Below are 26744 nucleotides of genomic sequence, written 5' to 3' on the forward strand. Positions count from 1 at the left end.
GCTTTAAAACGGAATGGATGCCAAAGGTTGGATATGGAAATTTTATAGATGCTAAATATAGCGTGAGTGATTATATCAACGGATATTACAACAACGTTAGACCGCATCATTATAATGCCGGTTTAGCGCCAAATGAATCTGAGATTAGATACAAGGATTCTAAAACTGTGGCCAAATTTTATTGACCACTACAGAGCTCGTTGGGTTTCGCTGCGCTCTACCCAACCTACGAGTTTATCTTAAATTTTTACGCAGACAAAAATGGCGTTACCTGAGCGCTCTGCCCATGGGGTTATTTTGTCGTAGTCATGTTCAAATATGTGAATTTCGAAGTACGGTTTTAAGGCTTCTTTAAGCTCGGTATAACTAAAAGCAACCATTGGGTGCTCGTCGTGCCATACAAGTGTTTTATCTGCGGTGGTTTTTTCTATGCTGAGTTTTAATAGTTGTTTGCTGCCAGTGCCACTGTAATGCCAACCAGAGCGAAATGTGAAGAAGCTGTTTTCGCTTGTTGCGGTGTGCTCTACAAATGAATCGCTGTCGATTTTGTTTTTATCAACCGTGTTAAAACAAAATATTCCACCCACGTTTAATGCGCTGTGTACGCTGGCAAGGCATTCTTTTAACTTATTAATGCCGTCGCAGTAATGGATTGAATACAAAAAGCAGGTAATTAAATCCACGTGCTCAGTTACCTTAAATTCACTCATATTTTGCAATGAAAATTGCGCTTCTGGGCAACGAATTTGTGCTTTATCGAGCATTGGCTGGTTTAAATCAAGCCCACTACTTTTATAGCCGTAGTCAATAAAGTGGCGTACATGCGGGCCGGTGCCACATGCTAAATCGAGATGGGTATTTGCGCCATTACCAAAAATTTGGTGCAGCCTGTGAATAGAATTGCTTTGGGCTTTATAATCTATATCTGCGCACATTAAGTCGTAGTAATCAGAAAGGTCGGTGTAGAGTGCATTTGCGGACATATAAGCCTAGTGGTAAGTAGTAGAATATTTTTAAGTCGCGCATAGTAAACTAATTAGCACAATTAACGAAGAAGATATGAGCTTTAGGGTAGATGTAATCTTAGGTTATAAAGTTCAGGCTATAAAGTACAGGGTTGTCGGATGGCGCTTCGGTTATCCGAGCTAAGTACACGACCTACGCAATTTAAATATTATAGAGCATTGTTAAAAACTGTGTGAAATTGGAGATTCGTTGGGTTTCGCTACGCTCTACCCAACATACGTACTATAACTTTAAGCTGGCTTTAACTAATTCCTAAATACTTATGTACTTGTATTGATAGGCGCCAGTTTTTGGCAATACAGGTGTCGATTGCTAATTTAGTTGCTGATACTTTTTGGCTAATTGGCTGCAAGTAAACAAGCTTTGGATTAACGCCTGTTTTAGCAAATAATTCTTCTAGCTCTTCTACGTGCTTTTGCATAGCAACGGGGTGTTTTATCTCGTTTGCACGCTTCATGGTGCTGGTAAGTACTTCATAACCACCGCGCATATTAATTTTTGGCGATACCGTTACCCATGTTTGCTCTGGGGCGAGTATTTCAAACGTGCCGCTGGTTTCTATTTGTGTGCTAAAGCCGTGTTCGTGTAATAAGTTACATACAGGATTTAAATCAAACATGCATGGCTCGCCGCCGGTAATTACTACGTGCTTTGCGGTATAACCACGTGATTGAAACAACGCTAAAATTTGCTCTGCACTGGCGTTAGCCCAATGATCTGAGTCGGCTTTTTTTTCTACGGTTTCATCCAGCGATACTTTATATACATTATCAACATCCCACGTTTGCTTAGTGTCGCACCAAGAGCAGCCTACTGGGCAGCCTTGCAGACGTAAAAATATTGAGGGTGTGCCAGTAAAGCTAGCTTCACCTTGAATGGTTTCAAACACTTCATTAATTTTGTACAAAAGAGATCTCACTTACTACCTAGCAGCCAAATTGCTACTATTAAAAAACCAAAAAGCGCTGTGCAAAAATTGTTATTTAAGCTGCGGCCGTGTAGTATATCGCGCCCTGATATAAACCTCTATTAAAACTAAGAGCAAAACAGATATGACGCAAAAAGTAGTTGTTATTTATTCCGGCGGTATGGACTCATTTACCGTATTAAATAAAGCCCTGCAACAAGGCCATGATGTATATGCCCTATCATTTGACTATGGTCAGCGTCATGTAAAAGAGCTTAAAGTGGCGGCAAGTGTGTGTGAAAAATTAAACGTTCCACACAAAATTGTTGATATTTCGGCGATTAACCAACTTATTGGTGGCTCATCACTTACTGATGACATTGATGTGCCTGAAGGCCATTACGAAGAAGAAAGCATGAAAAGTACGATTGTACCTAATCGTAATATGATTTTGCTCTCGCTTGCTGTTGGTTACGCGGTATCACTTAAAGCTGGCCAAGTTTATTACGGCGCTCACTCTGGGGATCATGCTATTTACCCTGACTGCCGTCCTGAATTTGTGCAAAAAATGGATGATGTGTGTCGTATTGCTAATTACGACGCTGTAGAAATTTTTAGCCCATACTTAAACAATACTAAAATTGGTATTTTAACCGACGGTATTGAAATGGGATTAGATTACAGCCAAACGTGGACTTGTTATAACGGCCGTGAAAAGGCCTGTGGTAAATGTGGCGCGTGCCAAGAACGCCTTGAAGCATTTGCACTAAATAACATTACAGACCCGTTAGAATACGAATAAGCGCTAATTAATTAGTAATACAATTGCTGTAAACAAAAAAAGGCTATCATCGATAGCCTTTTTTGTTTGTTTAATTTTAACGTAGAGATTACAACCAGCGTTTTACGCGCGCTTTATAGGCGGTAAACTCTTCGCCAAATAATTTAGTGAGCGCACGCTCCTCGGGTATTATTTGAAAAAACGTTAAATACGCAATAAACCCTATAATACATAAAAGTGCCCACAAGGAACTTAACCAAATACCCCACCCTGCTAAAATAAATGCAAAACCTACGTACATTGGGTTACGCGAAATCCGATAAATACCGCTAGTAATAAGTTTTGACGCTTGCTCAGGTTTATTAGGGTTTACAGTGGTGTTTGCTATTTTAAAACTCACCACCCCTGCAATACAAAAAACACACCCTATAATGACCAAACTTGCTGCTAAGTAGGTAATAAATGCGGTGAAATCAATAACACTGTAATGCGCAATAAGCGCCATTATGCCTGCAAAAAACAGCACAACAATAACGGGAGGTATTTTATTATTTAACATGGCAACTCACTGTATTGGCTAAAGTATGTTTATTATATGGAGATTAGGGCGTGTTGTTCTTTGGTGATTGAATTTGCAGCAGTATGTTTGGTTTTTAGGCAAGGCAGAGCCTATGTAGTGTGGCTATCCCCCATAAATAGGCGATAACGCAGCATAAAGACCAAACATGCGCTGCCCTTTGGGTTCTTTCTAGGGACGATTAACTCTTTGTTGCTCGGTTTTTACTTAGCCCACTAGGTTACAAACCTCGCGCCGCGATTTAATCGCCCCTAGATTGAACAAATTTCAATCCACAAAGATTAACACGCCCTAGCCATTAAACAATATCTAAAGTGTATAAATGATGAACACACTCAAAGCTGAGCTTAAGTAAAGTATACAAATTAAGTTACAATTGTCAGCTTTATCAAAAGCGCTTAAAGGTTATACTTTAACCATAAACGAATAATAAAATGATAAGGAATGAAATTATGTCTGGAACTACGATGATTGTACTAATTGTGCTAATTTCGGTTGGCTCAGGAGTGGTTTACGATATGTATAAAAAGCATCTTGAGTTTAAGCATAAAATGCAAAACAACAACAGCGATGCCCATAAACAATTAGCTGAAACAAACGCACAAGTGCTTGCATTAAAAGAGCGTGTACAAACACTTGAAGCTATTGTTACCGATTCAAGCTTTAGCGTTAAAGATGAAATTAATAAACTTTAAATTGTTATAAGTAATTTGGATATAAATGTGCATTTTCTGGCTGCTCAATACCGTGAGCAGCTAAAAACCCACCAATAGCTTGCCCGCAGCCCTGTGGTGCTCGCCCGCTGTCTATCTCAAAATTTAACTGGTTAGCATGTTGCTTACCCATAGAGCAAAGCCCTACAGTACTTGGCGAGCGCATAGCGATACTTAAGTTACCTATTTGTTCAACCACAACGTGCTTACTAAAGCGGGCAAAACCTTTGTACTTAAATTGCTCGTTTACGTAATCATCGCTTGTGGCTACTAATGCTGTAATTAAGGCGTGTAAAAAGCTATTAGCGGATGGATCTGCTGTTAAAAACGCGATTGTTTTTTTATTAAACTCGCTAAGTTGGCAATCTTCACACAACAGCTCAACAGTATATAAATGTTGCTCGGCTATTTGCTGCTGGCTCTTAAGTTCAATACTTTTTCCTGCAAATACAATACGTTTAAGCACTTCATCAACACGGTTTTCAGCACTTTCACTTTTAACAAGTTCAGGGTTTTGCGCCATTACCGGTAAGTCGTGATGGTTATTAAATGGCGTACTTGTTGCACCGCTTTGCATTAACTGAAAAAGCTCTCTTACTTCATGTTCACGCGCTACTTTTAACGCTAAAAATGCAGTTTGGATAAGTTCTGAAGTAGGTAAGTTTTCCTCTACTATCCAGCGTCTGCCAAATAATAGCTTTTTGGCTTTACCTTCATTTGCAGATGCACTTTTTTGATAGTTATCTGGGCTCAGTACTGCTACCTGCAGGTAAATTTCTTCACCTTTTTGTGCAGCAAGCACTCTAAAATGAGCCGAGAATTCTATACTATCAAGCACTTCGTTTACGCTTTCAAGCGTGTGCTTGTAACGTAAAAAATGTTGTGGCACTACCCAGCTACTATTAGCCAATTGCACAAGGGGTGCATAAGAAATAGGTTGCTCGTAGCTGTGTTGCCATTTTTGCTCATTACTAAGCAAATGATTAATGTGACTCTTGTTATCTGACATAAATAAACCAAATAAACTCGCGTTGTGCGATATAAACTATGAACACATTACGTCGTCAATGTCGTAATTAGATCACATGTACGCCCTACTTTCGGGCTTTTTTAACTATCGGTGAGTTCTTGATAGTCTGTTATAACTTTTTGATAGTATGGCTTATCTTTATTGAGCATTTTATTATAATGATTTATGAGTTGCCGCTGGTACATAGCGTGCTCTGCACTACTAAAATCCCACATTTTATTACCGGTGTGACTAATCTCATTATTGCTACTAAAGCTCACTTCAATCACTTCATAAAAACGCTTGTTGTCGTAAACTATTTGCTCACTTACAAGCCCTAAACCTAATTGCTTTAAACCGACTCGCAACTTATAAGTGTGATGCACTGGGCACAAAATAAAACGAACATTATTCAAATGCTCCACTGCATTATTAGCAATAATTTGTTGTATTAAACTTAACAACAGCTCACCGCCAACACCTGCGATTACAACTACTTGGCTTTTACTTTGAGCAATTTCAATTTTGCCTACATCCTGACATAAGACCTGCCACTGCGGATTTTTATTACAGGTTTTTTGTAATTTATTAATAGATGATAATTGCGCTTCTAGGTCGTTCATTAAAGTGGCGACTATATCTACAAAAATAACCTGGTTTGCAGCTGCGCGTTTTAATAGCGCCATGCCTAAATAACCATGGTCGCAGCAGCAATCCCAAATAATATCGTGATGCTGCGAAATTAATGTATCAATGGCAGTTAGGCGTTTGCTGAGCTTCATTTAATCAGCAGATTGTGACGTTTTGTAGATAAGTGCTTTTAAGCTTCTGTCGCTGTCTACTTCAATAAAACGCTCGGTAGGGGCTAGGCGCTCAACAAATTCAATTGCGCCTTGGGTGTGCTCGTTTATTAACGCCTTAAACGCCTCTTCGCTAAGCTCTGGGCTATTAGCGCACAATAACAATTGTGTGGTATCACAAAGTAGCTCTGGCAACCTGCGCAGCACTTTTTGATAGTCTTTAGTTAATATAAAGCTGCCTTTTTGAAAGCTTGGCGGATCAACTATTATTAAATCAAACGGGGCTGCTTTTTTTAGTTTTCCAAACGACTTTAAAATATCGTGAGGTAAAAAACTTACGCCGCGCTCAAAACCATTTAGTTGATGGTTTTGCTTGCCGACTTTAAGTACACCTTTGCTCATATCCATGTTCATTACATGATCTGCTCCGCCTTGCATAGCTGCAAGCGAAAACCCACACGTGTACGAAAATAAATTAAGCACTTTGCCATGCTTACTATTAGCCATTACAAATTCACGGCCGCTGCGCATATCGGGAAATATTCCGGTATTTTGACGGCTCTGTAAATCAACCAAAAAACGAATGCCGTTTTCGGTTACAACATGCGGGTTAGGTAATTGCCCATTAACCACGGTGTTTTGGCTTTGCACGCCAGCGCGCTGCTGATACACAAGTGAGCTAATAAGCTCTGGCTGGTTTTTTTGTGCCCACTGCCACACAACATCGGTAAGCTCGCTTAGTGTTTGCTCGTCAATTTCGTCGTACGAAACCAAAAACAAACTAGGCGGATAAAAGTCTAAATTAATATGACTTAACGCCTCAACACTATGGCCACGGCCATGAAAAACACGGCACAGTTCATTTTTTAAAATTGGCGCATCTTCAAGCGCAGTAATAAGAGGAGTAAAGTTTGCTGTCATTTTTAATTAATCAACTGTTGTTGTAGTTCATGTATTTCATCGCGAACAGAGCCCGCTTTTTCAAATTCTAGGTCGCTTGCGTATGCATGCATTTTGGTTTCAAGCTGCTTAATTTGCACTGTAATTTCTTTCGCACTAAGTACCTTTTTAGAGTCTTTACGAACAAGTCTAAGGTTATCTTTAGGGCCGGCTTCTTCGCCTACATCCATCGCATCAAGAATCTTTTTGGCTAGTGAATGCGGTTCAATACCGTGTTCAATATTATAAGCATGCTGAATTTCGCGTCTGCGCGCTGTTTCGTCCATGGCCTTAGCCATCGATTTTGTAATTTTATCACCGTATAAAATAGCGCGACCATCTAAGTGACGTGCTGCACGACCAATGGTTTGAATAATTGAACGCGCTGAGCGTAAAAAGCCTTCTTTATCGGCATCAAGTATGGCTACTAGCGCCACCTCTGGCATATCCAGACCTTCTCGAAGTAAGTTAATGCCCACTAACACATCAAACACACCTGCACGTAAATCACGAATAATTTCAACCCGTTCAACCGTGTCTATGTCTGAATGTAAGTAACGCACTTTTACGTCGTGCTCACTTAAGTAATCGGTTAAATCCTCAGACATACGTTTGGTCAAAGTGGTTACAAGTACGCGTTCGCCCTTCTCTACACTTTTATAAATTTCTGAAAGTAAGTCATCAACCTGATCGCCTACTGGGCGCACTTCAATAAGTGGATCGAGCAAGCCTGTTGGACGAATTACTTGCTCTGCGATTGCGCCCACACAACGGTCTAACTCAAAGTCGCCTGGCGTTGCCGATACATAAATTGTTTGTGGTGAAATAGCTTCAAATTCTTCAAATCGCAGCGGCCTATTATCCATTGCTGAGGGCATTCTGAAGCCATACTCAACTAAGTTTTCTTTACGGCTTCTGTCGCCTTTATACATTGCGCCAATTTGCGATACGGTTACGTGCGATTCATCAATAATCATCAATGCGTCGTCTGGGAGGTAATCAAGTAATGTGGGTGGCGGATCGCCCGGCGTACGGCCCGATAAATAGCGGCTGTAGTTTTCTATACCAGAGCAATAACCTAGCTCTCGCATCATTTCTATATCGTATTGCGTACGCTGTGTTACGCGTTGCTCTTCTACTAATTTATTTGCACTGAGTAACTGGGCTCTTCGATCTTTTAGTTCTTCTTGTATTTTATCGATAGCACCGAGTATTTTTTCACGCGGGGTAACATAGTGTGTTTTTGGATAGATAGTGGTACGTATTATATGCTTTTCGACGGCGCCAGTAAGCGGGTCAAAAATACTTAAGCGCTCTATTTCGTCATCAAACATTTCTACGCGAATTGCGAAGGTGCTAGATTCTGCTGGAAATATATCAACCACTTCACCACGAACACGATATGTACCACGGCTAAAATCTATATCGTTGCGGGTGTATTGTATTTCAGCTAGGCGACGTAGCATGTCGCGTTGGTCTACTTTTTCGCCCACTTTTAAAAGTAGCATCATTTTCATGTATGATTTAGGGTCGCCCAAACCATAAATAGCCGATACCGACGCCACAATAATGGTGTCGCGACGTTCAAGCAGTGCTTTGGTCGCACTTAAACGCATTTGTTCTATGTGCTCGTTTATAGAGGCATCTTTTTCAATAAATGTGTCGCTAGATACAACATAGGCTTCTGGCTGGTAGTAATCGTAATACGATACAAAATACTCAACCGCATTTTTAGGGAAAAACTCTTTCATTTCGCCGTATAGCTGCGCGGCAAGCGTTTTATTGTGCGCCATTATTATTGTTGGACGGTTTAAATCGTTAATAATATTAGCCATGGTAAAGGTTTTACCTGTACCGGTGGCACCTAATAAAGTTTGGTGTGCAAGGCCTGCTTCTAATCCTTCACATAGCTGCTTAATCGCTGTGGGCTGATCGCCTGCTGGTTTAAAATGTGATTTTAACTGAAAATGGTCGCTCAATTATTGCACTCCTGTAACGATTCGCCGCTCAGCGCTTCTAGTTTTTTCATAAACCATTTGTATGCCACTATTGCTGTAAATAAGTTACCTAAAGCAGCGCCAATAAATAGCCCTAATAATCCGGCTATTTCGTTGCCTACATAAGCAAATGGTACATAAAATATGAATAACCGAATGACACTTAATACCAATGCGTACATTGGTTTGTGTAAAGCATTAAACGATGAATTTGATAATATGATCACCCCTTGTAAGCCATAACTTAGCGGGATGGTATAAATAAAGAGTTTAATTACATCTATTACAGCTTGTTCTTTACCAAATAATTGGCTTATAACACCTGAAAATGCAATGAGTAATACGTAAATGGCAAATTGCCATACCATTACAAATTTTAGTGTGCCGGTATACGCTTCTTTAACGCGGCATAATTTGCCAGCGCCAAAGTTTTGGCTAACAAATGGCGGTAATGTCATCGATAGTGCAAGCACTAATATACTTGCAATAGATTCTATTCGGCTTCCCACTCCAAATGCAGCTACGGCCTCTGGCCCGTGATGCGCAACCATAGCGGTCATTACGGCCATTGCAACGGGTGTAAGCATGTTTGCGCCGGCAGCAGGCAAACCAATTTTTAATATTTTACGAATAGCGCCAGTCACTGTTTGCTTGCCTGCTTTTAGGCTCAACAAGCGTTTTTTAACCGCTAATATATATAAAATAATAACCACAGCAACCGACCATGCAATAACGCTTGCTATGGCCGCGCCTTGAATACCTAACGCTGGTACTGGCCCAAAACCAAATATCAGTATAGGGTCGAGTACGGCGTTTATCAGCCCTGCTCCACCCATTACTATACTTGGCGTTTTTGTATCGCCACTGGCGCGCAGTACCGAGTTACCAATCATTGGAGTTATTAAAAATACACTACCAATAAACCATATATTCATGTATTCGTGTATTAACGGCAATACTTGCGCGCCCGCTCCTAGCAAAGTAAATATGGGGTCAATCAGTAAATACCCAACGGATGACAACACAATAACCAGAACCACACCAACCATTAAAGAAATACTGGCATCAAAACGTGCTTCATCTATTTTATTACTACCGAGCGCTTTTGCTATTACCGCCGATGTACCGATCCCCAGCCCTATTGCTAAGCTAATAACGGTAAAGGTAACCGGAAATGTAAAGCTCACCGCTGCAAGCGGCTCAGTGCCTAGTAAGCTTATAAAAAATGTATCGACAATATTGAACATCATTAGCGTGATCATGCCGAATATCATCGGGATGGTCATCGTCTTTAATGTGGGCAAGATGGGATCGTTTAGTAAATCTGGGCGAGTCTGGGATTTTGAAATTGCGCGCATGAAATAAATAGGCCTCTTTTACTGAACGAATCATTTTAAAGCATCAAGGCAGTTCAAGCCACGGATTTATCACTACAATTGAAGTAATTAAAGAAGTAAAGATTCGAAAAAATAGTAAAACTTAGTTTTTGCATCTTTTTGTTAAAATAGAGCCTAAACACACCAAAAACCAATTAAAACACATTTTTATAACTTTTATTACAAACACCCAGTGATATATGATGCTTTTTTACACAAAGGTGCTGCTTGGTTTATCGTTACGAAAAAATTCCCTCATCGAGTTGCATACATTCAGCATTAAATCATAACCCATTGTTTTATATTGAATTAAAAATAGTGATTTAAAAGCTTGAAATCGTTGTAGCACCCTAAACCATTGGTGCCGATGATGTTCTTAAAGTTTCATAAACAGAGTTATCCACAGAAACCGTGGATAACTCATTCAAACCCGCATTTATAAAGGCTTTGAGAGAGCCTCCATTTTCGGTGATATCCAACCAATTGACCATTTGTTAATTGTGGCATTTTTATAAACTCACGCTAAAAACTGTAGCCCACCAATTTTTCTTCTTAACATAATTGTACGTTAGGTATAAAAAAACGTTTAATACAAAGTTAAGTTATTGATTGCTCTATTTTTGAACGGATAAAACAAATACTCATTTTATACATAGTGATTAGATCACAATTTAGATCAAAAAATATTTCTGTGGATATATGCATAGGTATATTTTTAGAAAATTAAAACAAAAAACGAATTAAATACGAAAAATATCGCTAAGTAAAAAATGAGTTTTTATGTTTTTGAGTTGTTTTTTAATAACAAGCCACTTTAATACCGTGTTTAATTTAACCAATTTGAAGGCTCAGCAATAATAAAAGTCACATTGTTATTCTTAAATTTTTAAAAAAGTAACTTTAATAGAGCTATAAAACACGCAGATCGAACACAAAAACAACGAATAAACCTCTTTTTTCAATTTATGACTTTTATATGTTGACACTTTGCGGCGCGGTCATTAATATTTCGCCCCGTTGAAAGGCAAGACGCTTCCCCCTTAGCTCAGTTGGTTAGAGCGACGGACTGTTAATCCGCAGGTCCCCCGTTCGAGTCGGGGAGGGGGAGCCAAGTTTTTCAACCATAAACGATTCCCCCTTAGCTCAGTTGGTTAGAGCGACGGACTGTTAATCCGCAGGTCCCCCGTTCGAGTCGGGGAGGGGGAGCCAAGTTTATGTTTATGATGTAGTTCCCCCTTAGCTCAGTTGGTTAGAGCGACGGACTGTTAATCCGCAGGTCCCCCGTTCGAGTCGGGGAGGGGGAGCCAAATCATCATAATAATATCACTACTTTAGTTCCCCCTTAGCTCAGTTGGTTAGAGCGACGGACTGTTAATCCGCAGGTCCCCCGTTCGAGTCGGGGAGGGGGAGCCAATTCTAAGAATTTCATAGACATCTCAAGCTAATTCCACTACTCTTCCTTATATAACTAAAGCATTAGTTTATTCCTTAATGCGCTGTACTTAGTTTATTAATCAAGGACTTGATTCCTTCCCTTTTGAATTATTAAAAGACTGAAAACATGGCTGGATTTAAAAAACTTATTTTTATACAAATTATCTCTTGGTTATTGTGTGTTGCAGCAGGAAGCTACTTCATATCTATAAGCTTTGATACTGCGGTAAGTGATGCACAAAAAAGTGCGCAAACTACTGTTACTAAGTATATTAATGACCTTTCTTTAGACGATATTTCTGCTCAAAATTTAAAACAATCAATTGCAGATGGTAAAACGTTTTCAAGCTTCACTCTAAGAGATTACCAAGGGGCTGAAATATTTAGCATTAACCCCCCTACTCAATTACCAATGTTTGCTGATTTTGTACTCTCTAACTTTAACTCAGTGCGTCCTCAGTTTGCTGTAAATGATGCCTCAGATATAAAAGTTGAATTTGTACTTAACATTGAGCATTTAGCGTCGCAGCTACAAACCTCCCTTTTTATTGTTATTTTGATTTCTGCCATTTTAGTTATTATTCCAATAATTCTAATGAAATCTATTTTTTACCATTTAAATAAAAACATAAGTACAACAGTTGCTGACATTATCGATATTTATATCAATCAAAACCAAGTTGATAATGATTTAGAAACAGCACTAGATGGCACTCGATTGAAAAAAATGGGAAAAGATTTAGTACCTAGCTTTAATCGATTATCACATTTCTTAAAAAACAAAAACGAAGACATACAAAGCGCTGCTATGACTATTAAGCATGAAGCGTACAAAGATGTAATTACCTCGCTTGGTAATCGTAATATGTTTGTTGAGTACTACGAAAAAAATATTGAAAACACTGAGCAAAGTACATTTGGCTCTTTAGCTATGGTTCGTTGTAGCGAACTACAAGCTATAAACCAAAGCCGTGGTTATCAAAAAGGTGATGAGTACGTAAAAGGCGTTGCCGATATTATTAAGCACATAAGCGGCACTTACACTGGCAGCCAAACATTTAGATTAAACAGCTCTGACTTTGCTGTCGTACTACCCCACATTCCTTTAAAAGAAGCTGAGCGCTTTGGTGAAAACCTGCAATCGCGCTTCACGCAGTACCAACAAAACCAAGAGTTAAGCTCGGTAGCTAATACAGGTATTGTAGGTTACGAAAAAGGTAAGCCGTTAGGCGAATTGCTTTCTGTTGTTGATAACGCAATGAGCATGGCGCAATCAAAACAAGTAAACGCATGGCACGTACAACGCGAAACCGATTTAGTTAATAACGTAAGTGCGGGTTTTGGTAATCAAAACTGGCGTAAGGTTATTAAAGAAGTTATTGAATCTAAGCGTGTGCATTTAGTGATGCAAAACATTATGCCGCTTGGTAAAAGCATAAAAGCCTACGCTGAAGTACAAGTTCGATTTAAAACAGAAGACAATCAAGTACTGCCTACCGCTTCTTTTTTAGCGATGGCAGAAAAGCTTGATATGGCAATAGAAATTGATCGCCTGATAATAGACTCTTCTCTTGAAAAGGTTAAAAGCCGTAATTTATCTGAAAAGTTTTTTGGTTTAAACGTAACAGCCTCTAGTGCACACAACGATCAGTTTGTAATTTGGCTAGAGCGCCGATTATTGAAAGATACGCATATTGCATCTAAACTTGTATTTGAAGTAAGTGAGTTTGGTTTACAGCAAAACATCAAGGCTAGTAAGCGCTTTATCGACATGGTTCACCGTGTTGGCGCACGCGTTACAGTTGAACGTTTTGGTGTTGGCTTAACTTCATTTAAGTTTTTCCGAGATTTAAAACCTGACTTTATTAAAATGGACGCAAGTTATACTCGCGGCCTCGAAGACGATAAAAACAATCAGTACTTTATGCGCTTAATGGTCGATTTAGCCCACCGCATTGGTGTTAGTGTATTTGCTGAGGGCGTTGAGAGCCAAGAAGAAAAGCACATTATAGAAACGTTGTGTTTAGATGGCGTTCAAGGTTATTACATAGAAAAACCTAAAGATATTTAATTAGTTTTTAATTAATAAAAAAAAGAGCATTCGTTGCTCTTTTTTTGTTTCTGCTATTTGAGTAATTCCTTACATCAAAATCACATTAATTTTACAGCCTTGTGATCAATATGTTTGTCCTTGCGTTTATTTAACTGATAACGACTCGCAAATGTTGTTTATCGGGGCAGAAAAAAGGATAATACGCAGGACTTTAATAGCGTGAGGCACACATGGCAGAATATGTCTTGTTATTGATTGGAACCGTTCTGGTTAATAACTTTGTATTAGTACAATTTTTAGGCTTATGTCCGTTTATGGGCGTATCAGGTAAGCTTGATACAGCGATTGGTATGTCTTTGGCAACCACGTTTGTGCTTACCCTTGCCTCTGTAACTAGCTATTTAGTTAACCAATATATTTTAATCCCTCTGGATATCGAATTTTTACGTACCATGAGCTTTATTTTGGTAATTGCCGTTGTAGTGCAATTTACCGAAATGGTTGTACGTAAAACAAGCCCTACTCTATATCGTTTACTAGGCATATTTTTACCGCTGATCACCACTAACTGTGCGGTATTAGGTGTAGCTCTATTAAATATCAAAGAAGATCATTCATTTTTACAATCTGCAGTGTATGGTTTTGGTGCTGCGGTTGGTTTTTCTTTAGTGCTTGTATTGTTTGCAGCACTACGAGAACGCTTAGCAGCAGCTGACGTTCCTACGCCTTTTAAAGGCGCCTCCATTGCAATGATCACCGCAGGCTTAATGTCGATGGCGTTTATGGGTTTTACTGGATTAGTGAAGTTTTAATATGACCTTGTTTTATGCCTTGATAGCGATTGGCTCGCTAGCACTCGTTTTTGGACTTATTTTAGGATTTGCAGCAATTCGCTTTCGTGTTGAAGGCAACCCTATTGTTGAGCAAATTGATACTATTTTGCCGCAAACTCAATGCGGACAATGTGGCTACCCGGGCTGTCGCCCTTACGCCGAAGCTATAGCCAATGGCGATGAAATAAATAAATGCCCTCCGGGCGGCGAATCAACTATGAAAAAGCTTGCCGGCTTAATGGGGGTTGATGAAAAACCACTTGCAGGCGGCGAGCAAGCAGAACCTATAAAAACAGTGGCTTATATTCGCGAAGATGAATGTATTGGCTGTACCAAATGTATTCAGGCCTGCCCTGTTGACGCTATTTTAGGCGCGACTCGTCAAATGCACACCGTGTTAATTGATGAATGTACTGGCTGTGATTTATGTGTTGAGCCTTGCCCTGTAGATTGCATTGATATGCTACCTGTAGCCGAAACTAAACAAAACTGGAAATGGCAGCTAGATGCTATTCCTGTTACACAAATAGATTAGAGGTTTGAGTGGACAAGTTACTTGAACAAATAAAAAAAGGCACCGTGTGGGCATTTCCTGGCGGCATACACCCACCACAGCAAAAATCACTCTCTAATAGTGCGAGTATCACTCGCCTACCTTTGCCCGACAAACTCATTGTTGCGCTTAAGCAACACATAGGCGCAAACGGTAAGTTACTTGTAGAAAAAGGCCAACACGTCTTAAAAGGCCAACCACTTACAGCGCCTGCTGCTAACTGGTCGGTACCTGTGCATGCGCCAAGCTCTGGTGTGGTTACTGATATTGCACCTATGCCATCAGCACATCCATCGGCCCTACCTGAACTAAGTGTTATTATTGAACCAGACGGCAAAGACGAATGGGTAGCTCTAAATAAAAATAAAAATCCTGCTGAGCTTAGTCATGACGAGCTAATAAATATTATTCACCAAGCCGGTATTAGTGGTATGGGTGGAGCTGGTTTTCCTACTTATGTGAAAGCAGATACTAAGCAGCCTATCGAATTTTTGATTGTAAATGCTGTTGAGTGCGAACCTTATATTACTGCCGATGACGTTTTAATGCGCGAACACGCTAAAGAAGTTATCCAAGGCATTGAAATTATGCAGCAGCTTTTAAACCCAACACTGTGCATTGTGGGTATAGAAGATAATAAGCCAGAAGCTATTGCAGCAATGAAGCAAGCAGCTGAGCATAACTCAAAAATAATTATTCAAACGGTGCCCACTATTTACCCCTCTGGCGGTGAAAAGCAGTTAATTAAATTACTTACCAACCGAGAAGTTCCTAGCATTGGTATTCCTGCCGATATTGGTATTTTAGTGCACAACACGGGTACTTTGTTTGCCGTACAACAAGCCGTTTATGAAGGTAAACCACTCATTGAACGTATAGTTACGGTAACAGGTAACACTATTCATAAGCCTGGAAATGTATGGGCACTACTTGGCACTGAAATAAAGCACTTACTTGATTGCCAAGGGTTCTCGCCTGTACCTCAGCAAAGTGTTGTGATGGGCGGCCCGATGATGGGATTTACGCTACCCACAGTACGTATTGGCATAGTTAAAACAACTAACTGTATTTTAGCGCCCGATCATAAAGAGCTAGCAGAACCCGGCCCTGAAAAAGCCTGCATTCGTTGTAGTGCTTGTGCCGATGCCTGCCCTGCTTCTTTATTGCCACAGCAATTACAGTGGTTTGCTAAATCAAAAGAGTACGACAAACTACAAGAACACAATTTATTTGACTGTATTGAATGTGGTGCTTGTGCATATGTGTGCCCAAGTGAAATTCCTCTTGTACAATACTATCGTGTGGCCAAAGTTGAAATTAAAGAACAGCAAGCTGACAAAATAAAAGCCGACAGAGCAAAAGAGCGTTTTGATGCACGAAAAGAGCGTTTAGATCGCGAGCAAGAAGAACGTCAAAACCGCCATAAACGTAAACCTGCCGCTAAATCAGCTGACGAAAAGCAAAAAGTAGCTGATGCATTAGCTCGTGTTAAAAATAAAGCCGATAACGGCGATGAAAAATCAGCTGTTGCTGCCGCTATCGCACGCGCCAAAGCTAAAAAGCAACAAGGCGAAGAACTAGAGCCAGACAATACCGAAGTAGCAAAAGAGCGCGCACTACGTAAAGAACAAGCGCGCAAATATAAAGAGCAAAAATCGCAAACAGATGAATCGGCCGAGACTGCACCCGTTGATGATAAAAAATCAGCAGTCGCTGCAGCCATTGCTCGAGCTAAAGCTAAAAAAGCAGCACAAGCATTAGATAACGCTGAACAAGCTGCAAGTGACGAATCACAAAGCGATACCCCTGTTAATGATAAAAAAGCAGCGGTAGCTGCGGCCATTGCTCGTGCTAAAGCCAAAAAGGCGGCACAAGCAAGTGAAGTGGCTGAGCAGACAGTAAGTGAAGAGCCACAAAGCGTGACACCTGTTGATGACAAAAAGGCAGCCGTAGCTGCTGCCATTGCTCGTGCTAAAGCTAAAAAAGCAGCTAAAGCATTAGAAGACTCTCAGCAAGTCGTGAGTGAAGATCCACAAAGCGTGGCACCTGTTGATGACAAAAAAGCAGCGGTAGCGGCGGCCATTGCTCGTGCTAAAGCTAAAAAAGCGGCTAAAGCATTAGAAGACTCTGAGCAAGTCGTGAGTGAAGATCCACAAAGCGATGAGCCTGTTGATGACAAAAAGGCAGCGGTAGCTGCGGCCATAGCTCGCGCTAAAGCTAAAAAAGCGGCTAAAGCGCTAGAAGATACCGAACAAACTCAGCCGCAAGAGCTACAAGTTGATAGCGCAGCACCGAAGAGTGCAGAAAATAACACCGATGACTCATCAGATCTTATTAGCGCAGATAAACCTAAATCAGCCGACGATAAGAAAAAAGCCGCCGTGGCTGCTGCAATTGCGAGAGCAAAAGCTAAAAAGTTACAAAAAGAAGGAAATAATCAGTCATGAAATTAACCATGGCCAGTTCGCCGCATAATCACAGCCATAAATCGTTAACACGATTAATGCTTAGCGTTATTGCTGCGTGTGTTCCTGGGCTAATTGCTCAAGTTTTCTTTTTTGGTACCGGGGTGCTTATTCAGCTAGTACTAGCCCTTGTTGCTGTAAGTGTATTTGAAGCTGCAATAATGCTAATGCGCAAACGCCCTGTTTGGCCTGCATTAAGTGATGGCAGCGCATGGCTTACTGCTGTGTTACTGGCACTGAGTATCCCTCCACTTGCACCTTGGTGGATAATTATTATTGGCTGTTTATTTTCTATTGTTATCGTTAAGCAACTTTATGGTGGCCTTGGTTTTAACTTATTCAATCCAGCAATGGCGGCTTATGTACTGCTTTTAGTTTCGTTTCCAGTACAAATGACCGCATGGTTGCCAGTAACTGATTTAATAAATACACCAATAGGCTTTGCTGATCAGCTAAGGCTAATATTTACAGATTTTACGGCCTCTGGGTTTAGCCTAGATCAAGTACGTGCAGGGGTTGATGGCCTAACAATGGCAACACCGCTGGATACTGTTAAAACAGACATAGCACACGGTTTAACCGTTACCGAAAGTATGCAAAAGCCACTATTTAACGAATGGGCTGGCCTTGGTTGGGTGTGGGTTAACTTAGGATTTTTAGCGGGTGGTTTATATTTATTAAAAGCAAAAATAATTAACTGGCATATTCCTGTAAGTTTTATTGCAAGTTTAGCACTATGTAGTGCGATTGGTTATATTGCAGCACCAGGAACAGAGCCGGGTACCCTATTTCACTTATTAAGTGGCGCCACAATGATGGGGGCCTTTTTTATAGCAACCGATCCGGTATCTGCAGCAACAACTAACAAAGGGCGCTTAATTTATGGCGCACTAATTGGCTTACTGATTTATTTAATTCGTACCTTTGGTGGTTTTCCTGATGCCATCGCATTTAGTGTATTACTGATTAATATTGCCGTGCCGCTAATAGACTACTACACACAGCCGCGTACTTATGGCCATGGAGCAGTAAAATGATCATTTCCTCAATGGCTAAAAATGGTGCTATTTTAACTGCGTTTGCGTTAGCAACAACGGGCTTAGTTGCCTCTATCAACGCGCTTACTGCCGATAAAATTGCAGAGCAAGAACAACTGCAACTTACTGCGCAGCTACAAGAAGTGCTCGACCCAAAATCGTACGACAATCAATTGTCACAAGATTGCGTAATTATTACTGACGAAAAACTAGGTCCACACTCAGAACAAGTAATTTACCGTGCTCGTAAAAACAATAAACCAGTCGCTGTTGTCATTAGGCATGTTACGCCAAACGGCTACAGTGGCGATATAAATCTATTAACCGCCGTTTTAAGTGATGGCACCATAGCGGGTGTACGCACTACTAAACATGAAGAAACCCCAGGTTTAGGCGATAAAGTAGAAGTTAAAAAATCACTTTGGATCACCGCATTTAAAAACTTAACGGTTGAAGGTGAAGATGACGCTCGTTGGGCTGTAAAAAAAGATGGCGGCCAGTTTGATCAATTTACAGGTGCAACCATAACGCCCCGTGCTGTAGTGGGCTCTGTTAAAAATGCCGTATTGTTCGCACAAACTAATTTTGATGATATTTTTGCAGCACCTAATGCCGAATGTATGGAGGTAGCTAAATGAGTGAGTTAAAAACATTATACAAAGAAGGTGTGTGGGTAAATAACCCTGCCCTTGTACAGCTTTTAGGTTTATGTCCACTGCTTGCCGTTACCTCAACTGTAACAAATGCCTTAGGTTTAGGCTTAGCAACTTTACTCGTACTAATAGGCTCAAATGTTACCGTATCAATTGTGCGTAACTGGGTGCCAAAAGATATTCGTATACCTGTATTTGTCATGATCATCGCGGGCTTTGTAACTATAGTTCAATTACTTATGAACGCTTACACCTTTGGTTTGTATCAATCATTGGGGATTTTTATCCCGTTGATTGTAACTAACTGCGCCATTATTGGCCGCGCCGAAGCATACGCCTCTAAAAATCCTGTTCATTTATCAGCATTTGACGGCTTAATGATGGGTTTAGGCTTTATGATTGTGCTTGTTGTTTTAGGCGCTATGCGTGAGTTAATTGGCCAAGGTACGCTGTTTGACGGCGCCGACTTATTACTTGGCCCATGGGCACAGAGCTTGCGCATAGAAGTATTTAACTTTGATAACCAATTTTTACTCGCAATTTTACCTCCGGGTGCCTTTTTAGGGCTTGGGCTGCTTATTGCTGCAAAAAACGTAATTGACGCACAAATAAAATCAAAGCAAATTGCACCGCCAGAGGCTGAAAAAGGCCCTCGAGCACGTGTTACTAGCTTAACTTAAGGGGAAAACGTATTAGAGCAACAATTAGCACTAATACGTTTTAAGTTGCATGAATAAAGAAAAACGTCACCAAATATTATCCCGCCTGCGCGATGATAATCCACATCCAGTTACAGAGCTTGAATATTCAAGCCCGTTTGAGTTACTAGTAGCAGTAACACTCTCAGCGCAAGCAACCGATGTAGGCGTTAATAAAGCCACTCGAAAGTTGTTCCCTGTTGCTAATACACCCCAAGCCATTTTAGATATTGGGCACGACACACTGCGTGATTATATAAAAACCATTGGCTTATTTAATTCTAAAGCTGCCAACGTGTACAAAATGTGCCAAATTTTGGTGGATGAACATAACAGCATCGTGCCAGAAAATCGTGAAGCGTTAGAGGCTCTACCAGGCGTTGGCCGTAAAACAGCTAATGTTGTACTCAATACCGCCTTTGGCTGGCCTGTAATAGCCGTGGATACACATATATTTCGTGTATCTAACCGTACCAAGCTTGCCATGGGTAAAGATGTTGTCGCTGTAGAACAAAAGCTTGAAAAGGTTGTACCAAAAGAATTTAAAGTAGACGTTCACCATTGGTTAATACTGCACGGGCGTTACACCTGCGTAGCGCGTAAACCAAAGTGTGGCAGCTGTATTATTGAAGACTTGTGTGAGTTTAAAGAAAAAACTGATTAGTTCCAAAAGCGCGGCAAGTAGTCGCGAGTTTACCTCGCGCAATGAAGCACAAGCCTCAAAACCCCAAAAGCGCGGCATAAAGCCCCGCCTACAAATACAACGCCAACCCTGTAGTCGCGAGTTTACCTCGCGCAATAAAGCACAAGCCCCAAAATCCCAAAAGCGCGGCATAAAGCCACGCCTACAAATACAACGCCAACCCTGTAGTCGCGAGTTTACCTCGCGCAATAAAGCATAAGCCCCAAAATCCCAAAAGCGCGGCATAAAGCCACGCCTACAAATACAACGCCAACCCTGTAGTCGCGAGTTTACCTCGCGCAATAAAGCACAAGCCCCAAAATCCCAAAATCCCAAAAGCGCGGCATAAAGCCACGCCTACAAATACCACGCCAACCCTGTAGTCGCGAGTTTACCTCGCGCAATAAAGCACAAGCCTCAAAATCCCAAAAGCGCGGCATAAAGCCACGCCTACAAATACCACACCAACCCTGTAGTCGCGAGTTTACCTCGCGCAATAAAGCACAAGCCTCAAAAGCGCGACATAAAGCCGCGCCTATCAATCCATCTAGATAAAACATTTTTATACGTGAGGGCATGTTAGTGAAATAGAACAATTATTAGAACATTATCAAAGTATTAATTTCACAAGTTACACTCCTTTGGTTATGCTAGTGAGCATTATAAAATTATATTGCGAAACCCTTTATGCTACCTCTACTTCGTATCTTGATAATTGAACAAGACCCAGCCACTTTACAAGGGCTTTCAACGAATCTGTCAAAGACCATTCCTAACTTTGAGCGAGACGATATTCATATCGATATTATTGAATGCCTCGAGCTTAAACACGCGCTGGAATGTGTAGAGGAAGATGGTGATATTCAAGCTGTGGTTCTCAGTTGGGATATGCACAACAAAGTGGGTGAGCGAATGTATAGTCGCTTTATCGAGGATTTAAAAGCGATTCGTCTCGAGTTACCGGTTTATGTTATTGGCGACGACACTAAAGGGCTGGAGATCGTAAACGAATCAGAAGAAATCGAATCTTTCTTTTTTAAAGATGAAGTGATTTCTGACCCAGAAGCTATTTTAGGTTATATGATTAACGATTTTGACGACCGCTCTGAAACACCATTTTGGACGGCATATCGTCGTTACGTTGGTGAAGCAAACGACTCTTGGCATACACCGGGTCATAGTGGGGGTTCTAGCTTTAGAAACTCACCTTACATCAAAGATTTTTATCAGTTTTACGGCCGCAATGTATTTGTTGGCGACCTGTCGGTTTCGGTAGACTCGCTAGGTTCATTGTCAGACAGCACTAATACCATTGGTCGCGCTCAAGAATCAGCGGCGGCGACGTTTGAAGTTAAGCACACCTACTTTGTTACAAATGGTTCATCTACCTCAAATAAAATCATTTTGCAGACACTCCTGCGCAAGGGAGATAAAGTAATTGTCGACCGTAATTGCCATAAATCAGTACACTATGGCATCTTGCAATCAGCTAGCTACCCCATTTATTTGGCGAGTATCTTAAATCCAAAATATGGTATTTTCGCGCCACCGTCGTTGGCCGACATCAAGTTAGCAATTGAAAACAATACTGATGCTAAATTACTAGTGCTTACCGGTTGTACCTACGATGGCCTACTTAGCGACCTGAAACAAGTCGTAGATTATGCTCATCAATATGGTATCAAGGTGTTTATAGATGAAGCCTGGTTTGCATACTCTTTGTTTCATCCTAGCTTTCGTCATTATTCTGCAATACATGCTGGGGCTGACTACATCACACATTCGGCGCATAAAGTAGTATCGGCGTTTTCTCAAGCGTCTTATATTCATATTAACGACCCCGATTTTGATGCTGATTTCTTTCGAGAGATTTATAGTATCTACGCTAGTACATCGCCTAAATATCAGCTTATTGCATCGCTTGACGTGTGCCAAAAGCAATTAGAGATGGAAGGTTATAAGCTGCTCAATGCGCTGCTAAATCATGTTGAAGAGTTTAAACAACAGATGGCCTCGCTTAAGCAAATTAAAGTATTAGCTAAGCAAGACTTTATGGAAATATTCCCGCATTTTAGTGGTGATAACATGGGTCACGATCCATTAAAAATCCTTATTGATATTAGTGAGCTACCTTACTCATTAAAAGATATTCATAAATATCTACTGGATGAAATTGGGCTGGAGATAGAAAAATACACACACAGCACCATCTTGGTTTTACTCACGCTTGGTGGCACGCGTTCGAAGATAATTCGTTTGTACAATGCATTGAAAAAGCTAGACAGCGGTAAGGTAAAATTGTCGAAATCGACGCGCAGAGCTCGCTTACCTGAAAACTTACCAGCCATAGACTTGGCATGTATTCCAAGCGATGCTTTTTATGGCGACCGCGAATCTGTGCCTATTAGCAAAAGTAGCAACCGCATTTGTGCAGGTTTAGTTACTCCATACCCACCGGGCATTCCGCTTTTAGTCCCAGGCCAGCATATTACTGATGATCATGTTGAATATTTGCAAGAGTTGGCAAGCCAAGGGCTGACGATTCAAGGCAGTTTTGATGGTGAAATTTATGTTCTTAAGGGTAAGGTTAAGAAATAAAAGTATTCCTTTACTACTACCCCACACATTATTACTGCCGGCAGTGTCGCAAGACATTGCCGCTGTAACAGTATTTAGAAGTAAAATACAAAGTGGAATAAATCATTCTTATAAATATTAACTAGTTTTAGTTAAAAAAAAGCAAGCCAGGTGGCTTGCTTTTACCGTCTTTAAATACACACACTTATAGACTCGATTTAACTATACCTTTTAAAATCTATAGCTTGCGCCAAATGTAATACGGCGGTCTGTAATACCTTGGAAACAAAGTAAAGCACCTTCGTTCACACAAGATTGGCTAACTTCTGATTCAGTTAAGTTAACGGCTTCAATACCGATATTTAGCTGATCGTTCACATCATAACTTATGCTGGCATTAAGCTGCCCTCTATCTTCTTGTACAACAGGGAAACCCCATGGGAAGCTCGAGGTGCTACCAAAATCAGTTGAACGGTACCCTTCGCGCCACGTATAACGCGCTCGAGCAGATAGACCGTATTTCTCATAGTAGAATGTGATGTTATATGCGTTTTCTGACAGATCAATGAGTGATTGCTTAGCACTTATGTCTGCATCAGGGTTACCTGTTGTTAATGCAAAAACAGCATTTGCACGACTCGTTGCGGTGTCAAATGATTCGCCACCAGAAAATTCTTGATAGGTATAGTTAGCAACCACACCAAAACCTGATGCCCATCCTAGTTCTTTTTCAAAATTTGATAAGTCGTATTGAGCTGCAAGCTCGATACCTTGCTGTGTTGTTTCCCCAGAATCATTAATAGTAGTTTGCGTAGGAACACATAACCCTACCCCAGCATCTGGACCAAATACGTTTATGTCTGCAATTGGATTAAATATGCCGCCGCCTTCACATTCTGGACCATTTGTATCGCGAAAGCCTGTACTTGGGTCTTCAAATGGGTCAACTTGCTGTGTAACGTGCAAATCGCTACGTGTTTTATGAAAGTACCCCACACTTAACAAAGCAGCGGGTGCAAAATACCAATCAGTGGATATATCGAAAGAGGTTACTTCTTCTGGCGCTAAGCCTGAGTTACCAATTGAAACGGCACTATTAGGGCTGGTGCCAAACGTAACAGATGTAGATAGGTCATCAAAATCTGGGCGTCTAATATCTTTAGACCAACCTAAACGAACAATCACATCTTCACTTACATTCGCGGCTAAATTAAATCGTGGTAAAAAGAAATCGTAATCACCTTTTGACGTTAGCTGAGTAACCAGTTCGTTGCCACTTCCATCTTGAGTAACAGAGTTACCTAGCGATGTAACTTCAGTCTCTAAATAACGCAGGCCAAAGTTACCGCGAAACATGCCATACTCAAAATTTGCTTGTGCATATAAGGCATGTGTTTCTTCTTCAATATCAAAAAACGCATTTACTTGAGACGTTGGTGAACTTATTGGACCACGATCAGAACCTGTTATTGCATTATTAGCTTCAATCGCTTGGTTAAGCGCTGCTAATACGGCTTGTGGATCAGAGGATGCAAGCTCTGGGTTTATAAGTAAGAAATCACGAATATAGAGTGCTCGCCCATCACCATCGTTAAAGTTATCTGGGCCCGCTGTTAATAATTGTGCAAATAAATCACCCGTTGGGCTATCAGCCATATTTCTTAAACCAACGTTAGAACGAACTTGATCCGACACACTACTCGTTTTACTGTAGCGGTAACCGAAATCGACTGACGTTATTACATCATCTAAGTAATATGTAAAATCTGTACGAAACGCATCTTCTGTATTTTCTGACTCATCTTGCCCTTGGTTTACGTCACGTAGAACAACATTTGCAGGGTCAAGTAATTGAGCCATTGTTGGCGCGTTTGCCTCACCCGTCGCAATCCCAAACGTAAGTGCATCACCTGTAAGATCATACTCAAAAGGAGTCCCGTTTTCATTTGACGAATTAGTAGCAACATTTGGATTTATAAAATTAAGCGTTGTATTAAAGCTTGGTGTAGTTGAATCAGAACGCGAGGTTGAGGCTTCAACACTTGCAAATAATCTATCGCCTTGCCATTCCCCTCCTATTCTAAATATTTTGCTCTTTGTGATGCGTGAATTAGTATCGCTAGAAAAACGCAAGTTAGGATCGCCACCACCGTCTTCAACCGGAATAACGCCTCTCACAGCCGCTTGAATGCTGCCTAGGTTCTGTCCGTCAAGCGAACCAAAATTAACTGTTTCAAACTCACTCGGTATTGATACATTTCTAAGATCACTTAGGCCAGATGCTTGTACTCTAGAGCTTTCTTGGCGGCGCTCTTGATCGTTAACAACTGCATCAAAAAAGAATTTCATATTATCGTTTGGCGCATATTCAAATGTACCTGCGAAGTTTTTTGTCTCGTATTCGTAATTATCATAATCTTGAATTAAAAACTGTACTGGTAGGAAATCAAATGATTGTGCACTTGCTGCACCACTATCAGCGGCTACCGAATTATCTCTATCTGCGCGAGGACGAAATGCGGTTACGTCTTGCTCACTGTAACTACCACTAAATACAACACCAAACTTACCGCCCGAATCAAGCTCCCAGTTATCCCCCCAGGCACCAGAAACTCGAGGAGTGACACCGTCTGTTGATAAGCTACTATCTTCACCTTGAACTCTAATTGAGCCTAGAGTTTCATTTAACTGTAACGGGCGAATTGTTTTCAAGTTTATTGTTGCGCCCACAGAGCCTTCGATTGTTTTTGCTTCAGGGGACTTAATTACTTCTACACCAGAGATAATTGCTGCTGATACATCTTCAAAACTAATACCACTTCGTCCAGAACCTGAGCCAACTGTTGATACGCCGTTCACTTCTGTACGATTAGCATTGGTACCACGAATTTGAACGCCCGTACCTACCCCTGCTTCACGGGTAATTTGAATCCCTGTTACGTTTTCAAGTACTTCTGCGAGGTTTTGATCTGGTAGCTTACCAATATCTACAGCCTCAATAATTTCAACAAGGCTGTCTGCTGAACGCTTTTGTGCAAGCGCATTTGTAAGCGATTGTCGAATACCTGAAACCTCGATAACCTCAAGATCATCTGCAGCTTTTTTTGGAGCTTCTTGCGCTTGTGTAGACAAAGACATACCAAGTGCAGTTGCCGATATAACTGCCAGTGTAATTTTAGATAACTTGTGACTCATAGTTTTTTTCCTGTGTGTGTGAAATGCTATGTTTAACCAGCTACTTTATTGTTTTTATTAAAAGCCCTTAATTATTACAAAACCTTAACTTTATATTTACACTCAACTATAAAAAGGTCAACCTTTTGGTAATTAATTTAGATCAAATATTATGCAATATGTTATTACCAAAATAGAAAAACCTATCTAACCTTCAAACTAATAGCAAAACTTACATTTTAAGTTAATGTTATTTATGGTTTTTAAGTTTCATTAGAAATAGGCCTATTAATAACAAGGGTTAGAAGAGTTATCGTTTTAAAAATGAAATAATTTAGGCAGGAAAAATCGATGATGTTAGGCGTACTGAACAAATAGCAATATTGGTTAACCAATTTAATTGTTTTAGTCAAGTAGCGTAATTCTGGAGTGAGTTTTTTTGAGTACTGTTAGCTAACGC

21 protein-coding genes and 4 tRNA genes are annotated in these 26744 nt (G+C 40.6%); 16 read left to right on the top strand and 9 right to left on the bottom strand.

What is annotated here, in order from left to right; genetic code table 11:
- Window positions 1-185, top strand: a 185-nt coding sequence (locus CXF89_RS21285; protein ID WP_374703124.1) for an IS3 family transposase, incomplete at its 5' end; no start/stop codon positions are given.
- A 54-nt stretch (window positions 186-239) separates the two neighbouring features.
- Here CXF89_RS21285 and CXF89_RS09835 read toward each other — a convergent pair.
- Together CXF89_RS09835 and queE are read right to left on the bottom strand one after the other, a co-directional pair.
- Window positions 240-983 carry a class I SAM-dependent DNA methyltransferase gene (locus tag CXF89_RS09835; protein ID WP_121954495.1) on the bottom strand — a complete coding sequence of 248 codons (744 nt, stop codon included), beginning with the start codon at window positions 981-983 and terminating at the stop codon, window positions 240-242.
- A 284-nt stretch (window positions 984-1267) separates the two neighbouring features.
- Window positions 1268-1933, bottom strand: a complete 666-nt coding sequence (queE, locus tag CXF89_RS09840) for a 7-carboxy-7-deazaguanine synthase QueE (protein WP_002960417.1) — start codon at window positions 1931-1933, stop codon at window positions 1268-1270.
- Window positions 1934-2078: 145 nt separating this feature from the next.
- Here queE and queC point away from each other — a divergent pair, with 145 nt between their 5' ends.
- Window positions 2079-2735 carry a 7-cyano-7-deazaguanine synthase QueC gene (gene queC, locus CXF89_RS09845; RefSeq protein WP_007583902.1) on the top strand — a complete coding sequence of 219 codons (657 nt, stop codon included), beginning with the start codon at window positions 2079-2081 and terminating at the stop codon, window positions 2733-2735.
- Between the two features lie 88 nt (window positions 2736-2823).
- Here queC and CXF89_RS09850 read toward each other — a convergent pair whose 3' ends face one another.
- Entirely contained in the window at window positions 2824-3273 is a 450-nt protein-coding gene (locus CXF89_RS09850; RefSeq protein ID WP_007583901.1) for a methyltransferase family protein, read from the bottom strand.
- 470 nt (window positions 3274-3743) lie between these two features.
- Between CXF89_RS09850 and CXF89_RS09855 the strand changes: the two genes are divergently transcribed.
- A complete protein-coding gene (locus CXF89_RS09855) occupies window positions 3744-3986 on the top strand; it encodes a hypothetical protein (RefSeq protein WP_007583900.1) in 243 nt (80 codons plus the stop codon).
- A 4-nt stretch (window positions 3987-3990) separates the two neighbouring features.
- Here CXF89_RS09855 and CXF89_RS09860 read toward each other — a convergent pair whose 3' ends face one another.
- From CXF89_RS09860 to CXF89_RS09880, 5 genes are all read right to left on the bottom strand, one after another.
- A complete protein-coding gene (locus tag CXF89_RS09860) occupies window positions 3991-5013 on the bottom strand; it encodes a hypothetical protein (protein ID WP_101162896.1) in 1023 nt (340 codons plus the stop codon).
- 101 nt (window positions 5014-5114) lie between these two features.
- Complete coding sequence (locus CXF89_RS09865; protein WP_010553670.1) at window positions 5115-5795, bottom strand: tRNA (adenine(22)-N(1))-methyltransferase; 681 nt, start codon at window positions 5793-5795, stop codon at window positions 5115-5117.
- Entirely contained in the window at window positions 5796-6734 is a 939-nt protein-coding gene (locus CXF89_RS09870) for a class I SAM-dependent methyltransferase (protein WP_121954496.1), read from the bottom strand. It abuts the gene before it with no gap.
- A gap of 2 nt (window positions 6735-6736) precedes the next feature.
- A complete protein-coding gene (uvrB, locus tag CXF89_RS09875; RefSeq protein ID WP_007583893.1) occupies window positions 6737-8731 on the bottom strand; it encodes an excinuclease ABC subunit UvrB in 1995 nt (664 codons plus the stop codon).
- A complete protein-coding gene (locus tag CXF89_RS09880) occupies window positions 8728-10107 on the bottom strand; it encodes an MATE family efflux transporter (RefSeq protein WP_024591018.1) in 1380 nt (459 codons plus the stop codon). Before CXF89_RS09880 ends, uvrB begins: the two co-directional genes overlap by 4 nt.
- 1052 nt (window positions 10108-11159) lie before the next feature.
- Between CXF89_RS09880 and CXF89_RS09885 the strand changes: the two genes are divergently transcribed.
- The 13 genes from CXF89_RS09885 to CXF89_RS09950 all read left to right on the top strand — a co-directional run bounded on the left by CXF89_RS09885 (window position 11160) and on the right by CXF89_RS09950 (window position 23131).
- A tRNA-Asn gene (locus CXF89_RS09885) sits at window positions 11160-11236 on the top strand.
- Between the two features lie 21 nt (window positions 11237-11257).
- A tRNA-Asn gene (locus CXF89_RS09890) sits at window positions 11258-11334 on the top strand.
- Between the two features lie 21 nt (window positions 11335-11355).
- Window positions 11356-11432 (top strand) — tRNA-Asn (locus tag CXF89_RS09895).
- A gap of 29 nt (window positions 11433-11461) precedes the next feature.
- Window positions 11462-11538, top strand: a tRNA-Asn gene (locus tag CXF89_RS09900).
- Between the two features lie 148 nt (window positions 11539-11686).
- The gene (locus tag CXF89_RS09905) at window positions 11687-13630 is read left to right on the top strand and encodes an EAL domain-containing protein (RefSeq protein ID WP_121954497.1); all 1944 of its coding nucleotides are present in this window, start codon (window positions 11687-11689) and stop codon (window positions 13628-13630) included.
- Between the two features lie 212 nt (window positions 13631-13842).
- Window positions 13843-14424 (top strand): electron transport complex subunit RsxA, encoded by a 582-nt coding sequence (gene rsxA, locus CXF89_RS09910; RefSeq protein ID WP_121954498.1) that lies wholly within the window; start codon window positions 13843-13845, stop codon window positions 14422-14424.
- Window position 14425: 1 nt separating this feature from the next.
- Entirely contained in the window at window positions 14426-14980 is a 555-nt protein-coding gene (gene rsxB, locus CXF89_RS09915; protein WP_002960333.1) for an electron transport complex subunit RsxB, read from the top strand.
- Between the two features lie 8 nt (window positions 14981-14988).
- On the top strand, window positions 14989-17445 hold the full coding sequence (gene rsxC / locus CXF89_RS09920; RefSeq protein ID WP_121954499.1) for an electron transport complex subunit RsxC: 2457 nt from the start codon (window positions 14989-14991) through the stop codon (window positions 17443-17445).
- Window positions 17442-18500 carry an electron transport complex subunit RsxD gene (gene rsxD / locus CXF89_RS09925; RefSeq protein WP_121954500.1) on the top strand — a complete coding sequence of 353 codons (1059 nt, stop codon included), beginning with the start codon at window positions 17442-17444 and terminating at the stop codon, window positions 18498-18500. The genes rsxC and rsxD overlap by 4 nt, the downstream gene beginning before the upstream one ends.
- On the top strand, window positions 18497-19138 hold the full coding sequence (gene rsxG / locus CXF89_RS09930) for an electron transport complex subunit RsxG (protein WP_121954501.1): 642 nt from the start codon (window positions 18497-18499) through the stop codon (window positions 19136-19138). The genes rsxD and rsxG overlap by 4 nt, the downstream gene beginning before the upstream one ends.
- Window positions 19135-19833: an electron transport complex subunit E gene (locus tag CXF89_RS09935; RefSeq protein ID WP_007585346.1), complete on the top strand. Its 699-nt coding sequence runs from the start codon at window positions 19135-19137 to the stop codon at window positions 19831-19833. Before rsxG ends, CXF89_RS09935 begins: the two co-directional genes overlap by 4 nt.
- Before the next feature lie 49 nt (window positions 19834-19882).
- The gene (gene nth, locus CXF89_RS09940) at window positions 19883-20515 is read left to right on the top strand and encodes an endonuclease III (protein ID WP_121954502.1); all 633 of its coding nucleotides are present in this window, start codon (window positions 19883-19885) and stop codon (window positions 20513-20515) included.
- Window positions 20516-21220: 705 nt separating this feature from the next.
- Window positions 21221-23131 (top strand): aminotransferase class V-fold PLP-dependent enzyme, encoded by a 1911-nt coding sequence (locus CXF89_RS09950; RefSeq protein WP_121954504.1) that lies wholly within the window; start codon window positions 21221-21223, stop codon window positions 23129-23131.
- A 210-nt stretch (window positions 23132-23341) separates the two neighbouring features.
- Here CXF89_RS09950 and CXF89_RS09955 read toward each other — a convergent pair whose 3' ends face one another.
- A complete protein-coding gene (locus tag CXF89_RS09955) occupies window positions 23342-26305 on the bottom strand; it encodes a TonB-dependent receptor (protein WP_076924853.1) in 2964 nt (987 codons plus the stop codon).
- Window positions 26306-26744 lie beyond the last annotated feature (439 nt).

It is taken from the genome of Pseudoalteromonas sp. MelDa3 (assembly GCF_002863625.1).
GTDB classification, from domain to species: domain Bacteria; phylum Pseudomonadota; class Gammaproteobacteria; order Enterobacterales; family Alteromonadaceae; genus Pseudoalteromonas; species Pseudoalteromonas arctica.

Excerpts from the sequence above, each read along its gene's own strand:
- rsxA (WP_121954498.1), top strand. The coding sequence starts at position 13,843 with ATGGCAGAATATGTCTTGTTATTGATTGGAACCGTTCTGGTTAATAAC.
- CXF89_RS09855 (WP_007583900.1), top strand. The coding sequence starts at position 3,744 with ATGTCTGGAACTACGATGATTGTACTAATTGTGCTAATTTCGGTTGGC.
- CXF89_RS09850 (WP_007583901.1), bottom strand. The coding sequence starts at position 3,273 with ATGTTAAATAATAAAATACCTCCCGTTATTGTTGTGCTGTTTTTTGCA.
- rsxB (WP_002960333.1), top strand. The coding sequence starts at position 14,426 with ATGACCTTGTTTTATGCCTTGATAGCGATTGGCTCGCTAGCACTCGTT.
- CXF89_RS09935 (WP_007585346.1), top strand. The coding sequence starts at position 19,135 with ATGAGTGAGTTAAAAACATTATACAAAGAAGGTGTGTGGGTAAATAAC.
- queC (WP_007583902.1), top strand. The coding sequence starts at position 2,079 with ATGACGCAAAAAGTAGTTGTTATTTATTCCGGCGGTATGGACTCATTT.
- CXF89_RS09955 (WP_076924853.1), bottom strand. The coding sequence starts at position 26,305 with ATGAGTCACAAGTTATCTAAAATTACACTGGCAGTTATATCGGCAACT.
- CXF89_RS09860 (WP_101162896.1), bottom strand. The coding sequence starts at position 5,013 with ATGTCAGATAACAAGAGTCACATTAATCATTTGCTTAGTAATGAGCAA.
- CXF89_RS09835 (WP_121954495.1), bottom strand. The coding sequence starts at position 983 with ATGTCCGCAAATGCACTCTACACCGACCTTTCTGATTACTACGACTTA.
- CXF89_RS09950 (WP_121954504.1), top strand. The coding sequence starts at position 21,221 with ATGCTACCTCTACTTCGTATCTTGATAATTGAACAAGACCCAGCCACT.
- CXF89_RS09865 (WP_010553670.1), bottom strand. The coding sequence starts at position 5,795 with ATGAAGCTCAGCAAACGCCTAACTGCCATTGATACATTAATTTCGCAG.
- rsxD (WP_121954500.1), top strand. The coding sequence starts at position 17,442 with ATGAAATTAACCATGGCCAGTTCGCCGCATAATCACAGCCATAAATCG.
- CXF89_RS09880 (WP_024591018.1), bottom strand. The coding sequence starts at position 10,107 with ATGCGCGCAATTTCAAAATCCCAGACTCGCCCAGATTTACTAAACGAT.
- rsxG (WP_121954501.1), top strand. The coding sequence starts at position 18,497 with ATGATCATTTCCTCAATGGCTAAAAATGGTGCTATTTTAACTGCGTTT.
- CXF89_RS09905 (WP_121954497.1), top strand. The coding sequence starts at position 11,687 with ATGGCTGGATTTAAAAAACTTATTTTTATACAAATTATCTCTTGGTTA.
- nth (WP_121954502.1), top strand. The coding sequence starts at position 19,883 with ATGAATAAAGAAAAACGTCACCAAATATTATCCCGCCTGCGCGATGAT.
- CXF89_RS09870 (WP_121954496.1), bottom strand. The coding sequence starts at position 6,734 with ATGACAGCAAACTTTACTCCTCTTATTACTGCGCTTGAAGATGCGCCA.